Consider the following 12,923-nt stretch of genomic DNA (forward strand, 5'->3'; position numbering starts at 1 on the left):
TGTTAGTCCTCCATCTTTCCATATTCTACAGATACTGCATGGGCAATACCAGGTATACTCTCTCCCTGTAGCGAAGATGTAGTACTTAAAAGTGCACCGGTAGAAACTAATAGTACCCTTTTAAACTTTCCACTTAACATATTTTTATATATATATCCACTATAAACTACTGCAGAGCATCCACAGCCACTTCCTCCAGCATTAGTTCCCTGTCTTTCGCTGTCAAATATCTCTTCTCCACAATCTATATAGTTATCCTTTATGTTGTATCCATATTCCTTTAATAGACTAATTGTTATTTCCTTACCATACTTGCCTAAGTCTCCAGTTACTATAAGGTCATAATACTTTGGCGACCTTTTTGTATCATTAAAGTGTTGATATATAGTAGAAACTGCTGCTGGTGCCATAGCTGCTCCCATATTATTAGGGTCATTTATTCCATAATCCTTTACCTTGCCTATAGTTACATGGGTAATATAAGGATAGTTTCCCTCCTTACCTAAAACCATAGACCCTGCTCCAGTTACTGTCCACTGAGCTGTAGGCGGTCTTTGATTTCCAAACTCCAGCGGAAACCTAAATTGTCTTTCTGCTGCTGCAAAGTGAGACGAGGTTGCTGCAACAACATAATTAGCAAAGTTACCATCCATAAGCATAGCCGCCACTCCTAAGGATTCTGTCATTGTGGAACATGCTCCATACAGACCTAAAAAGGGTATATTCATACCTCTAGCTGCAAAACTTGAAGATGTGAGCTGGTTCAATAAATCTCCTGCTAGCAAGAAATCTATTTGTTCTTCCTTTATTTTTGCTTTCTTTATGCTTTGCACTACTGCATTATATAGCATATCGCTTTCTGCTTTTTCAAAGCTTTCTTTTCCATTTAAATCATCTTGTAGTATTGTATCAAAATAGCTTTTTAAATTCCCTTCTCCTTCCTTGGGACCTACTATGCTTGTAGCAGCAATTATTCTAGGCTTACTTTCTATTTTCACAGTATGCTTACCTATTTTTTTATTCAACTAAATCCTCCCCTTTCGTCAACTGACAATTAAGGTTCATATTCTTGTTATGATAAAATAAGCAATACCTACTATAACCGATGACCCTATACCATAAACTAGCACTGGTCCTGCTATAGTAAACATCTTAGCTGCTACACCAAAAATGTAGCCTTCTTTTTTAAACTCCATAGCTGGTGAAACTATAGAATTGGCAAACCCAGTTATAGGAACTACAGTGCCAGCTCCTGCATGGGTTGCTATTTTGTCATATACTCCTATACCTGTTAGAAGTGCTCCTATAAAAACCATTATTATTGAAACGTATGCTCCTAAATCATCCTTTGGTATTCCTCTATTTAGTAAAAAGTTATTAAAGAACTGTCCTATATCACAGATTAATCCTCCAACGATAAAAGCACTTATGCAGTTTTTCAGTAAATTAGGTTTAGGCTGAGTTTGTGCAGATATCTTTTTAAATTTTTCTCTAACTTTAGCTTCCTTTATTGGCACACAAAACACATCCTTTGTAATAAATATAGTTATTTTATTGTGTGCAGTATTTTTATTTTTAAACAAAAATAAAAATAGGATACACTGTTAATGTATCCTATCCACTTAAGGTTTCTCTCATAATTTTTAATACTTTCTTTTCAATTCTTGAAACTTGTACCTGACTTATCCCCAGCATCTTTGCCACCTGAATTTGGGTTTTGTCCTTAAAGTACCTAAGCATAATTATTTGCCTTGACTTAACATCTAAACTTTTTAAAGCTTCCTTTAATGCTATTCTATCTATCATATCGCTGTCTTCCTGTGGATTTTCACTTAACTTATCTATAAGCAGTACCGGAGCTCCATCATCTTGATGTATGGTATCATGTAGATATTGAAGACTATTGGCAGATTCTGTTGCAAAAACTATATCTTCAGTATTTACTCCAGAAAACTCTGACAGTTCTTGAATTGTAGGATCCCTATTAAGCTGCTTAGTTAAAGCTTCTTTATCATAATGAAGCTTTTTAGCAGTATTTTTTACGCTCCTACTTACTTTAATCATGCCGTCATCTCTTATAAATCTTTTTATTTCTCCAAGTATCATAGGAACAGCATATGTAGAAAATTTTACATTATACTTTTCATCAAAGTTATTTACTGCTTTAACTAATCCCATGCATCCTATTTGGAATATGTCCTCGTACTCATATCCTCTGTTTAAAAATTTCTTGCTTATTGTAGAAACAAGAGGCAAGTTAACTTCTATTAACTTATTTAAGGCACTTTTGTCTCCATTTCTAGCGTACTTAATGAGCTCTAGGTTATCTTCATAGTCGTACCTGGATTTTTTTACAGCTTCTTCACTCATACTATTCACCTAACTTAAAGATTTAAATGCTTTTTTCATTATCAATCTTGTCCCTTTATTTTTCTCAGATTCCACTTTTAAAGTATCCATAAAAGTCTCCATTACAGTGAAACCCATTCCTGACCTTTCTAGGTCTGGCCTTGATGTATATAATGGCTGCATAGCAAGCTCAACATTATCTATTCCAACACCTTGGTCCTCTACCACTATTGTAAGCTCTCTATCTTTGATATAAGCCTCAATTTTAACTATAGCTTCTTTACTATTTTCATATCCATGAATAATAGAGTTCGTAACTGCTTCTGAAACTGCAGTTTTAATATCTGCTAACTCCTCTACAGTTGGGTCTAGCTGTGATGCAAAAGCTGCTACTGCTACTCTTGCAAAACTTTCATTTTCTGATCTGCTGAGAAACTCTACTTTCATCATATTCTCGTACATTTCTAATCCCCCCACTAAATAATCTGAGCTGCTTCTTCAGTGCTGTCATAAAGCTTAATTATTTTAAACATACCTGATAGTTCAAAGATTCTTTTTACAGAATCTCTTACATTAGTAATACATATAGTTCCTTTCTTCAAGCTCAATTTTTTGTATCTTCCAATCACTACACCTATACCTGAACTATCCATGAAAGTTACACCAGAAAAGTCCATTATTAACTTACTTATATTTTCTCTATCTAACCTATCATCAATTTTATTTCTAACCTCTTCAGCACTATGATGATCTAATTCTCCTACTATGTAGGCTATAAGTTTTTCATCTCTGTTTTCAAATTCTACATACATGCTATCATTCGCTCTACTAAAACTACATTTATTCTGTGCCCTATAGTCTTAGCGTTAAAGCTATTCCCTTAACATTAATTTACCACTTTTGGCTCTTGGCTAAACCAAAAGTGCCTGTAATTAACTAATATATATTAAATTACAGGGTATGCAGATAGTTTCTGCATAGTCCGAGCCAGACGGTCTTACCCCCCTTCTCTTAATAAATTTTTGTGTATATTATAAAAACTAAAAGAATATAATAGTACATTTAACTATTATTCTATTTTTGTAATATTTTTCCTTCTTTTTCATAAATATTTTTATCTTCTATTTTTACCAATTTGCATAATTTTATACTATAAAATTATTTTTTTCTACAATTCAACAATAATTATTAAAATTCCTTCCTAAAATATAGTGTTATCAACAATCCTTACCTTTTAATTGTCATTTACTAAAATCATTGTTATAATATTATTTGTTTGATTAAAGATATAATATCATTATAAAGTTTTCAATAGGAGGTATGCATTATGGATATGTGGTTAAAAGAAGGTCAGATAGCTGATGCTGCTATGACATACAAAATAAAGGAAACATTAGTTACTAAAAAAACCGAATTTCAAGATTTAGCTATAGTTGATACATATGCTTTAGGAAGGATGTTGGTTTTAGACGGTATAGTTCAAACTACAATTAAAGATGAATATGTTTATCATGAAATGATAGCACACATTCCTCTATTTACCCATCCAAATCCTAAGAAGGTACTTGTTGTTGGTGGCGGAGATGGTGGAGCTATAAGAGAAGTTCTTAAACATCCTTCTGTAGAAAAGGCAGTTTTATGTGAAATAGATGGCGAGGTTGTCAAAGAGTGTAAGAGATTCTTACCAGAAATAAGCTGTGCCTTAGACGACCCTAGATGTGAAGTATTTATAGGTGATGGTATAAAATATGTTCATGAACACAAGAATGAGTTTGACGTAATTATAGTAGACTCAACAGATCCTTTTGGAGCTGCTGAAGGTTTATTTGGCGGTAGTTTCTATAAAGAGATATTTGAATGTTTAACAGAGGAAGGAATATTTATAGCTCAAACTGAAACTCCTTTCTATTTACCTGAAGTTGTAAAGAAGGTTTATGATGATGCAAATGCTATCTTCCCTGTAACTAGATTATTTATGGCTGGAATTCCTACTTATCCAAGTGGTTTCTGGAGCTTTACTGTAGGTTCAAAGAAGCATGATCCAAAAACTGTGGACTTATCTAACACTATAGATATAGACACAAAATACTATACTAAAGAACTTCACCATGGTTGTTTTATACTTCCTAAGTTTGTTGAAGATTTAATAAAATAGTTGATATTTAAGAGTCTCTCTTAAATATAGAGTTACATAAAAAATTAAATAATAAATTCAAGAAACAACACATGTGGTGCTTTTCACGTAAATCTAATTACGGTACAAAACATCACAGGTGTCTTTTTTGTTGTCTAAAAACTGACAGCACTTGCTTGAACAAAAGAAAGGAAGGTATTTTTTATGCCAAATCTGGAAGCCCAAGCTAGCTAAATAATAGTATTCTTAACGCAATAAAAACGCCGCTAAACCATATTTAGCGACGTTTGTATATTGTATAGTCTAACTGAAAATCTTATTTTACAGCTTCTTTATTTGATGGAAGAATTACTTCAACCTCTGAATGTGGACGTGGAATAACGTGAACTGATATTAATTCTCCAACACGTTGTGCAGCAGCAGCTCCAGCATCTGTAGCAGCTTTAACAGCTCCAACATCTCCTCTAACCATAACAGTTACAAGTCCGCCTCCAACATATTCTTTACCTATTAAATATACGTTTGCTGCCTTAACCATAGCGTCAGCTGCCTCTACTGCTCCTACTAATCCTTTAGTTTCTATCATTCCTAATGCATCATATTTTACCATTTTAAAATCCTCCTAAATATCCTTTATTTTTATATTTTTATATTTTAATTTTTATTTACAAACTTTTATTTTACTATTGTTATTTTTGAGTTTGAGTTCATGCCCATTGCATTAGCTTCTTCAATATCAAGATGACATTCAAGCTTTGAAGCATCGTTAGCTCTAATAGCTACATTGCTATATACTCCGCCTCTTAGGTCATCAAATTTTATTGATACTACATCTCCATCACAAACCCCTAAATTTTTAGCATCTTCAGGTGTCATGTGAATGTGTCTTTGAGCAACCACTAATCCTTCTTCAATTTGGACAGAACCTTTTGGTCCAACTAATGTGATTCCAGGTGTTCTGCTTAATTCTCCTGATAGTCTTATATGTGGTACTGCTCCAAGCTTAATGCAGTCTCCAGCTAACACTTCAACTTGAGTCTTGCTTCTTACAGGTCCAAGAATTCTAACCTTCTCAATGGCACCCTTTGGTCCGCAAATTGTTACAACTTCTTTGCAAGCATATTGTCCAGGTTGAGATAAATCTTTAAGCTTCACAAGTTCATGGTCTTTACCAAATAAACATTCTAAATCCTTTTGTGAAAGATGTACATGTCTATTAGAAATACCTACTGGAATCTCAGATAAATTTTCTTCTACAGCTTTTTTTCCATTAGATTCAACTGTCTCTAACAAAAGTTTTAATACTGATTCAAAGTTGTCCATTAGTTTGCCCCCTTAATAGCAGCAACTATTTGGTTAACTAAATCTAAAAGCCCTTCATTTTTTTCACCTTCATTGCTAGCGCAAGTGTTAGTAGTTGCAGTACACTCATTAGTTTTGTTTAAAGCTGCTGCAGCGGCTGCAATTTGAGCTGGACTCATATTCATAAATGCGTTTTCAAGTTCATGACAGCTTTCAGTAGTTTTTACATAGTTAAAAGTTTTGTCATCAGCTGCTAATGTTGTACAATCCTTTATTCCATAAGCAACTCTCTTAATGTTTACAAGGTGCTCTGGAGTAACGTTCTCAGATACTGAACTTCCTCCCCATGTACCACATCCTAAAGTAAATGAAGGATTAAGTCCTGTGCTTGCACCTGTTCCACCTTGAGTTCCACCAGTATTAACAAGGATACGTGAAGCTGGCTTTTTAGCAAATTTCATAACTATATCTTTGTCTTCAGTATGAATGCTCATTGTATGACCAATTCCATTTTGAAGTAATTCAATACTTAATTCACATGCTTCATGCCAATCCTTTACTGTATAGAATCCAAGAACTGTTGTAAGTTTTTCAAAGGATAACGGATTACCTTCGCCTACTCCATTTTGTCTTCCTATAAGTACTTTTGTTCCTTCTGGAATTGTAATCCCTGCAGCACTAGCAATAACCTGTGGACTTCTTCCAACAAACTTAGCATTCATAGCGTGTCCATTTTTAAATAACAGCTTGCAAACTTTATCAGTTTCTTCTGCTGTCATAAAATATCCGCCTTGTTTTTTGAACTCTTCAACAACTTTATCCTGATTACATTCTTCACAGATTATTGATTGTTCTGAGGCACAAATTGTACCATAATCGAAAGTCTTACTTGCCATAATATTTTTAACAGCTTTTTCTACATCAGCAGTTCTTTCGATATATGCTGGAGAGTTTCCTGCACCAACACCAAGAGCTGGTTTTCCTGAGCTGTAGGCAGCTTTAACCATTCCTGGACCACCTGTAGCTATTATTATAGATACTTCCTTGCACTTCATTAATTCATTTGTAGCTCCAATTGTTGGAATGCTTACTGCACTTATAACATTCTCTGGGGCACCAGCTGCAACAGCAGCATCATGCATTAATTGAACTGCTTTAGTTGTACATTTTGCAGCAGATGGATGAGGTGAGAACACTATAGCATTACGAGATTTAATTGATATCATAGCTTTGAAAATAGCTGTAGATGTTGGATTTGTTGAAGGTACTATCCCCATAACCAAACCAACTGGCTCAGCAATCTCTATAAGCTTATTTATAGGATCTTCTTTAATTACATCTATAGTCTTCATATCTTTTATTGAGTTATATAATATAGTAGATGCTAAGTGATTTTTGAAAGTTTTATCTTCTACTTTACCAAAACCTGTTTCTTCAACAGCCATCTCTGCTAAACAAACAGCATTCTCTTCTGCAACTCTAACCATATTACGTAAAATTTTATCGATTTGCTCTTCAGTATAGTCAGCAATTTTATTAGCTGCTACTTTTCCAAGTCTGGCAACATTTCTAGCTTCTTGTATTGAGCGCAAATCTTTATCAAAGTTTTCCATTGTTTCATACTTCCCTTCTTAGCCTTAACAATAGCTATTTCTTCTCATAATATAGCTTAAATTTAGCAATTAATAAATTTTTATCTGCCTTTGAAATTGCTCTGCCTGTGATTACGAAATCTTTGTATTCACGAGCTAGATTTCTAAGCTTAACAACCTTTAACTTAGATAACATAGAAATGGTTTTCTCAATACCACTTTTCTCTACTAACTTATCTACATCATCTTTGCGCAGATTCTCTAAGTTCACCTTATGTATCTTACTTGAGTCTAAAGAGTCTTGATTTTTTTCAACAGTCTCTTCAGTTTCTTCTATATCTTTTTCTTCTTCCACAACTTCTGATTTTTCTGTATCTTCTATAGTATCCACCTTATCTTCATTAGCCGTCTCTTCATCAGAGACTTGCTCATCTTCGAGATTGTTAGGCCCAATTATGCCTTTCAATTCCTCATGAGGACGTGGAATTACATGCTGTGAAACTAAAAATTCTTCATCAAGTTTTGTGACAGCTGCTACTCCAGCTTCTATAGATGCCTTTACTGCACCTACATCACCTGTAATTAAAACTGTAACAAGGCCGCCACCTACATAAGTTTTTTCAATAATACTCACATCTGCTGATTTCACCATTGTATCGGCTGCTTCAATAGCTGCAAGTAATCCTTTTGTTTCTATTAAACCAAGCGCCTGCATAGGTTTATCCTCCTAGTCTTCTATAAAAGATCCGCCCAATTTGCTGGATATGTTGTATAGAATATCCTAGCCTTGTCTGGTGATCCCCAAACTACTTTAGAACCTGATGGTACAAATAATACATCACCAGCATGAGCTGTATATGTTTTTCCATTGATTTCAACTGTTAAAGTTCCCTCAATGACATAGTCAATCTCTTCGTAGGTCAACTCCCAATCAAACTTTGAATCTTCAATAACTAAGAATCCTGCACTCATTTTTGATTCTTCTTTACTTACTAACTCTTGGAAGTAAACTTTATTATCTGGATTGCCAGTATCAAATACATCCATTTTTACTGAACTTCCTCTAACAACCTTAAGTCCACTAGGATCACTATCAGCTTCGAATGGAAGACTTTTTGCCTTTAAGCATTCAAGCATTTGCTGTAGAAGGCCTTTGTCCATCATTGCTCTAAAGAAATTAAGCATCTGATCGCAATCCATATCTTCTACATTTAATGGTTTTTTAGCTGCTGCCTGCTGTACCTTAGGTTCAGGAGCCTTTGTACTAAATATTATTCCATTATTTTTGGCAAGATCTTGCGCTGATGGTGTAATAATTTCACTACCATCTATACAAAATACCTTTTCTCCACTTAGTATTAATGCTTCAATATCCTTTGCACATATTAATTTTTTCACTTTATCACTTCCTTTCAAATAACATTGAAATTTGTGTTTTAACCAAAATTACAATCTTCATCAATTATTCCAATAACAACTGCATCTACAGGAATATTGTCATCTCCTAGCATTCTTCTAGCAGATGAACCGGTACTAACTATAACCCTATCACCAATACCTGCACTGATGTTATCTACAACAATAAATCTTCTTCCTGCATCTATTCCACCAATTTCCTCTGCAAGCATAAATTTAAGCCCGTTAAGTGCTTCTGATTTTCTAGTTGCCCACACATTATCAATAAGTCTTGCTGCTATCATATTGCCTTTACCTCTTTCATTTTTAATTTAATTTCACTCAATGCAGATTCAACTGATGCTGTGTCGCCAAAAATACCCAGTAAAACCATATGTTGAGGACATGTTCCCCTAATGTCTTCAACGGTAACTCCAACAGCTTTTTCAGCAATATCTGCAGCATAAATCATATCAATAAGTTTACCTTGAACAAGTCCTATTGCATCACTACTATCTATATCTGTTTTACAGTTTCCACCCATTCGTCTTCTTAGAATATCTTTAGTACTTTGGGAAGGTGATTTTATGATTCTAAAATCCACTTTTAAACCCTCTCCTTATTCTCATTACTCTATAATATCTTGAGTGCAGCTTAATGCTATACCAAGTGGTGTGACAAACATAGGATTTTTAGGTTTATGTGTGTAAACGCCTGTTTGTTTTGCAATAATTTCTTCTATTCCTGTTAAACAACAAGTACCACCTACTAAAGAAATTTCCTTCACATCATGATTCTTGATATTATAATTGATAATTGATGCTACCTTTTCAACTACCGGCTTTAGTACCGGTAAAATTTCTTTATGATTCTTGTTATCCCTTTTGAATTTATCAGCCTCTTTAAAAGGCATTCCATATGCACCTGAAATAACTAATGAAAAATGAGTACCGCCTGTAGGTTCATCAACAACGTGAATAACCTTTCCATCCTTTAGAATTGATATTCCTGTGGTTCCACCGCCAACATCTACAACTGCACCATTTTCAATTTTAAGCACAGCATTAGCAGCAGTAGGCTCATCTAAAAGGCATGTAAGTTCAAATCCTGCGGCTTGGACTACGTTTTTAATTGCCCCAGAATCTAAAGCGTCAGTTCCAGGTGGGATTGCAGCAGCGGCATAAAGAAGCTCAGTATTTAGTTTTTCCTCGATTTCCTGTTTAAGTTCTCTAACAATCTTTACTGCTCCAATATAGTCAACAACCATACCATCACGAACTACATCTGCATACCTGTAGCTGCCAGCAACAGGCTCATAATTTTCATCTAAAACCGCTAGTACTACACATGCAGTACCTAAGTCTACACCTGTATAGTAAACAGAAGAGTTACTAACAACTGGTTTTTCTATGACTTCTTCAAACTTTTGAACCATCTCATCACAATATTGAAAAGTTAGATTTTTCTCTGACATTGTTTTCCTCCTACTGCTGAACAAATCAATTGAGACAGCGAATTAATTATTGAATTAATATTATTTATAATCCTATCTTTTAGGTCGTCGTCGTCATTTTCATAAGTATCAATTATTTCAAAGTGTAACTCTCTTAAAGCACAACGAAGTACATGGATTTTTAATATTGCACTGCTTTTATTAAGCTGCATATGAAATTCTGTTATTTCGAAACAATCCTGAAGCTCAGTTGTGAAATTTAATGAATTCATGCCAGTACACTCTCTGCAATAAATAGGTTCAAGTGTACCTTTGCCTTCCACAACATTTCTTATGTTTGATATTTTTCTACCCAAACTTATAATATTTTGTGCTAAAATAATGTCTTCTCTTAGTATTTCACTGCTGGTAACAAGAAATGTTGCCTCTATAGATTTCAATTTACAACAAAGCTTCTTTTTCAAATTCGAATTTAAATTCAAATTGATCTTTTCCTCTTGCTTTGTGATCTCTACCTGTTTTATAGCTTTTACCTGATTTTTTTCATTGGTCTTTGAATCACCATTAATCATTTTTATCCTTTTATCAGACAAATATTGAACTGCTCCAGGTGTAAGACGCTGTCCTTGTTGTAACTTGTAGGTATTAAAAGGTTCTTTTCTATATAAATCTCTTAAATACTCTTCGGTAATAAATTTGATCATTGACCTTTACTCCTTACCTTTTTCAAATAAATACTTTTTTAAGGCGTCAATTCCTGTTCCCACTTTAAAACTAATATGAAAATATGGCTCCAATACTCCTATGTTCTTTAGCTGCCGCAAACACTTCTCTTCATTTTCAGCCATTAAATCACATTTTGTTATGACTCCAATTATCGGACATCTAAAGGATCTTGCAAATCCATGTGAGTATATTTCAGCACAATTAGACTGATCAACCAATACAAGCACACAGGATGCATCCTGAGCTGCTGCAATTACATGTTTATACATCCATGCATTCTCTATGTAGGAGCCTGGAACATCAATGGTATTCTTACCATAGATCAAATCTGGCGTTCGTCTTAATGGACCATCGTAATCGTTTAATGCGTTAACTAATGTAGTTTTACCGCATCTTGAAGGACCAATTACCATTATGCGTTTTTTTCTCATGTTCTTGTAATGGGAGCAGGAGTAAATCCAAGCATATCTTTAAGCGTATCGTTTACCGCACAAAGTGCCGTCTCAACACTTTGAACATCACCATTTACTACCACAGATCCTGTAAAACGATCAAGGAATCCAATTTCAACATCAGCAGCCTTTGTAGCAATGTCTGCTGCAATAATAGCAGTTTCATATGGAGAAAGAGTTAAAATACCTATTGCCCCTCTTTCATCAATTCCAAGACGCTCATATATATCATGCATTGGCGATGCAATAACGTGAGCTATAGTAATTTGTTTTCCTGGAACTGATTCTTGTATAATACGCTGTATATCCTTATTAGAAAAATCTCCCATAAACCTTACCTTCCATCTTAATCATCTATTTGAAAATTATTTAATGACGAATTACTTTTGCAGATAAATCGTATTTTCTAATCCATTCTTCTATTTTATTTAGATCTTCATTAGTCAAACTCGGGTCATTTTTTATAGGATATTCCATTCCCAATTGCTTATATTTATTTACACCCATTTTATGATATGGAAGTAAATCAATTCCTTTAAAGTTTCTATAATCTTTATATGGCTTCAAAAGCTCCATTACCTTTTCAATATCTTCTTTCTGGTCATTTACCCCTTTAAGTAAAGGCATACGAATTTTTACATTATATTTGCGGCGAAGCAATTCTTTAAGATTCTCTAGAATTTGTTCGTTTCTAACACCAGTCCACTGAAAGTGTTTGTCTGAATCAATATGCTTAATGTCAAATAGGAATAAATCTGTGAACTCCGCCACCTTAAGTACTGATTCTAATTTTGCGTAACCACAAGTTTCAATTGCAGTATTTATCCCTGCCTGCTTGCACGCCATTAAAAGACTACTTGCGGCTTCAGGCTGCATTAAAACTTCGCCACCACCTAATGTAACTCCCCCACCGGAAACTTCATAAAAAGTTCTATCTTCTTCTACGATTTCTAAAAGTTCAGAGATGGTTTTTACTTCTCCAACTATTGATATAGCGGATTTAAGGCAGGCGCTTTTACACTTACCACATCCAATACAATCAACATCATGATTAACCTCATGCTTCGAAGTTTTACTGCTTATAGTGTGTATTGAAGCAGGGCAAACAGAAGCGCAAGCCCCGCAATCAACACATAAATCACTTTTAAACATAACTCTATTCTTTTTAATCATTCCCTCAGGGTTTGCACACCACTTACATCTAAGGGGACACCCCTGAAAGAATACTAAAGTCCTTACTCCATCTCCATCATACATATTGTATTTTTGTATATTAAAAATCGTCGCTTTTCGTTCAATTATACCTAAAGTTCCATTACTCATATTTTTCATTCTCCAATTTTACTCACACTGATTTTTAATATATTTAGATGAAACTCCTTCTCCTTTTAGTCAAATGAGTAAGCGACCATCACAAAATCACAGATTTTGGACGTCTGCTTAACTGATTCACTACAAATCAGCACTCTGTGTAAGTGACTATCACCAAATCAAAGATTTGGGATATCTACTTAACATTT

General features: G+C 34.3%; 18 protein-coding genes. 1 reads left to right on the forward strand and 17 read right to left on the reverse strand.

Annotated elements, in window-relative coordinates; translation table 11 throughout:
• Positions 1-2: 2 nt before the first annotated feature.
• From spoVAD to spoIIAA, 5 genes are all read right to left on the reverse strand, one after another.
• Positions 3-1,025 (reverse strand): stage V sporulation protein AD, encoded by a 1,023-nt coding sequence (gene spoVAD / locus N4T77_RS11335; RefSeq protein WP_261671910.1) that lies wholly within the window; start codon positions 1,023-1,025, stop codon positions 3-5.
• Between the two features lie 36 nt (positions 1,026-1,061).
• On the reverse strand, positions 1,062-1,517 hold the full coding sequence (spoVAC, locus tag N4T77_RS11340; protein WP_261671911.1) for a stage V sporulation protein AC: 456 nt from the start codon (positions 1,515-1,517) through the stop codon (positions 1,062-1,064).
• 97 nt (positions 1,518-1,614) lie between these two features.
• Positions 1,615-2,370 carry an RNA polymerase sporulation sigma factor SigF gene (gene sigF / locus N4T77_RS11345; protein WP_261671912.1) on the reverse strand — a complete coding sequence of 252 codons (756 nt, stop codon included), beginning with the start codon at positions 2,368-2,370 and terminating at the stop codon, positions 1,615-1,617.
• A 9-nt stretch (positions 2,371-2,379) separates the two neighbouring features.
• Positions 2,380-2,811 carry an anti-sigma F factor gene (spoIIAB, locus tag N4T77_RS11350; protein ID WP_261671913.1) on the reverse strand — a complete coding sequence of 144 codons (432 nt, stop codon included), beginning with the start codon at positions 2,809-2,811 and terminating at the stop codon, positions 2,380-2,382.
• Between the two features lie 14 nt (positions 2,812-2,825).
• A complete protein-coding gene (gene spoIIAA / locus N4T77_RS11355; protein WP_261671914.1) occupies positions 2,826-3,161 on the reverse strand; it encodes an anti-sigma F factor antagonist in 336 nt (111 codons plus the stop codon).
• Between the two features lie 515 nt (positions 3,162-3,676).
• On the opposite strand from spoIIAA, the gene speE reads away from it, so the two are divergent.
• Entirely contained in the window at positions 3,677-4,504 is an 828-nt protein-coding gene (gene speE / locus N4T77_RS11360; RefSeq protein WP_261671915.1) for a polyamine aminopropyltransferase, read from the forward strand.
• 295 nt (positions 4,505-4,799) lie between these two features.
• Here the strand turns inward: speE and eutM are convergent, their stop codons facing one another.
• The 12 genes from eutM to cutD form a co-directional block, all read right to left on the reverse strand.
• Positions 4,800-5,093 (reverse strand): ethanolamine utilization microcompartment protein EutM, encoded by a 294-nt coding sequence (gene eutM / locus N4T77_RS11365; protein WP_261671916.1) that lies wholly within the window; start codon positions 5,091-5,093, stop codon positions 4,800-4,802.
• 65 nt (positions 5,094-5,158) lie between these two features.
• Positions 5,159-5,806: a phosphate propanoyltransferase gene (locus tag N4T77_RS11370; protein WP_261671917.1), complete on the reverse strand. Its 648-nt coding sequence runs from the start codon at positions 5,804-5,806 to the stop codon at positions 5,159-5,161.
• Positions 5,806-7,398 carry an acetaldehyde dehydrogenase (acetylating) gene (locus N4T77_RS11375; RefSeq protein WP_261671918.1) on the reverse strand — a complete coding sequence of 531 codons (1,593 nt, stop codon included), beginning with the start codon at positions 7,396-7,398 and terminating at the stop codon, positions 5,806-5,808. The genes N4T77_RS11370 and N4T77_RS11375 overlap by 1 nt, the downstream gene beginning before the upstream one ends.
• A gap of 34 nt (positions 7,399-7,432) precedes the next feature.
• A complete protein-coding gene (locus N4T77_RS11380; RefSeq protein WP_261671919.1) occupies positions 7,433-8,092 on the reverse strand; it encodes a BMC domain-containing protein in 660 nt (219 codons plus the stop codon).
• A gap of 20 nt (positions 8,093-8,112) precedes the next feature.
• Entirely contained in the window at positions 8,113-8,775 is a 663-nt protein-coding gene (locus N4T77_RS11385; protein ID WP_261671920.1) for a cupin domain-containing protein, read from the reverse strand.
• A 38-nt stretch (positions 8,776-8,813) separates the two neighbouring features.
• A complete protein-coding gene (locus tag N4T77_RS11390; protein ID WP_261671921.1) occupies positions 8,814-9,077 on the reverse strand; it encodes a EutN/CcmL family microcompartment protein in 264 nt (87 codons plus the stop codon).
• Complete coding sequence (locus tag N4T77_RS11395) at positions 9,074-9,376, reverse strand: BMC domain-containing protein (protein WP_261671922.1); 303 nt, start codon at positions 9,374-9,376, stop codon at positions 9,074-9,076. Before N4T77_RS11395 ends, N4T77_RS11390 begins: the two co-directional genes overlap by 4 nt.
• A 24-nt stretch (positions 9,377-9,400) precedes the next feature.
• A complete protein-coding gene (eutJ, locus tag N4T77_RS11400; protein ID WP_261671923.1) occupies positions 9,401-10,246 on the reverse strand; it encodes an ethanolamine utilization protein EutJ in 846 nt (281 codons plus the stop codon).
• Positions 10,228-10,929, reverse strand: coding sequence for a cobalamin adenosyltransferase (locus N4T77_RS11405; RefSeq protein WP_261671924.1), 702 nt, complete (start codon positions 10,927-10,929; stop codon positions 10,228-10,230). The genes eutJ and N4T77_RS11405 overlap by 19 nt, the downstream gene beginning before the upstream one ends.
• Positions 10,930-10,935: 6 nt before the next feature.
• The gene (locus N4T77_RS11410; RefSeq protein ID WP_261671925.1) at positions 10,936-11,382 is read right to left on the reverse strand and encodes a EutP/PduV family microcompartment system protein; all 447 of its coding nucleotides are present in this window, start codon (positions 11,380-11,382) and stop codon (positions 10,936-10,938) included.
• The gene (locus N4T77_RS11415) at positions 11,379-11,732 is read right to left on the reverse strand and encodes a BMC domain-containing protein (RefSeq protein WP_261671926.1); all 354 of its coding nucleotides are present in this window, start codon (positions 11,730-11,732) and stop codon (positions 11,379-11,381) included. Before N4T77_RS11415 ends, N4T77_RS11410 begins: the two co-directional genes overlap by 4 nt.
• 40 nt (positions 11,733-11,772) lie before the next feature.
• Entirely contained in the window at positions 11,773-12,726 is a 954-nt protein-coding gene (gene cutD / locus N4T77_RS11420) for a choline TMA-lyase-activating enzyme (protein WP_261671927.1), read from the reverse strand.
• Positions 12,727-12,923 lie beyond the last annotated feature (197 nt).

The sequence above is a fragment of the Clostridium sp. CX1 genome, assembly GCF_025398335.1.
Taxonomy (GTDB): domain Bacteria; phylum Bacillota; class Clostridia; order Clostridiales; family Clostridiaceae; genus Clostridium_AM; species Clostridium_AM tanneri.

Coding starts and splice junctions, on each gene's coding strand:
- N4T77_RS11375 (WP_261671918.1), bottom strand. CDS start 7,398: ATGGAAAACTTTGATAAAGATTTGCGCTCAATACAAGAAGCTAGAAAT.
- N4T77_RS11370 (WP_261671917.1), bottom strand. CDS start 5,806: ATGGACAACTTTGAATCAGTATTAAAACTTTTGTTAGAGACAGTTGAA.
- N4T77_RS11380 (WP_261671919.1), bottom strand. CDS start 8,092: ATGCAGGCGCTTGGTTTAATAGAAACAAAAGGATTACTTGCAGCTATT.
- eutJ (WP_261671923.1), bottom strand. CDS start 10,246: ATGTCAGAGAAAAATCTAACTTTTCAATATTGTGATGAGATGGTTCAA.
- N4T77_RS11405 (WP_261671924.1), bottom strand. CDS start 10,929: ATGATCAAATTTATTACCGAAGAGTATTTAAGAGATTTATATAGAAAA.
- speE (WP_261671915.1), top strand. CDS start 3,677: ATGGATATGTGGTTAAAAGAAGGTCAGATAGCTGATGCTGCTATGACA.
- spoIIAB (WP_261671913.1), bottom strand. CDS start 2,811: ATGTACGAGAATATGATGAAAGTAGAGTTTCTCAGCAGATCAGAAAAT.
- sigF (WP_261671912.1), bottom strand. CDS start 2,370: ATGAGTGAAGAAGCTGTAAAAAAATCCAGGTACGACTATGAAGATAAC.
- N4T77_RS11415 (WP_261671926.1), bottom strand. CDS start 11,732: ATGGGAGATTTTTCTAATAAGGATATACAGCGTATTATACAAGAATCA.
- spoIIAA (WP_261671914.1), bottom strand. CDS start 3,161: ATGTATGTAGAATTTGAAAACAGAGATGAAAAACTTATAGCCTACATA.
- eutM (WP_261671916.1), bottom strand. CDS start 5,093: ATGGTAAAATATGATGCATTAGGAATGATAGAAACTAAAGGATTAGTA.
- N4T77_RS11410 (WP_261671925.1), bottom strand. CDS start 11,382: ATGAGAAAAAAACGCATAATGGTAATTGGTCCTTCAAGATGCGGTAAA.
- N4T77_RS11390 (WP_261671921.1), bottom strand. CDS start 9,077: ATGATAGCAGCAAGACTTATTGATAATGTGTGGGCAACTAGAAAATCA.
- cutD (WP_261671927.1), bottom strand. CDS start 12,726: ATGAGTAATGGAACTTTAGGTATAATTGAACGAAAAGCGACGATTTTT.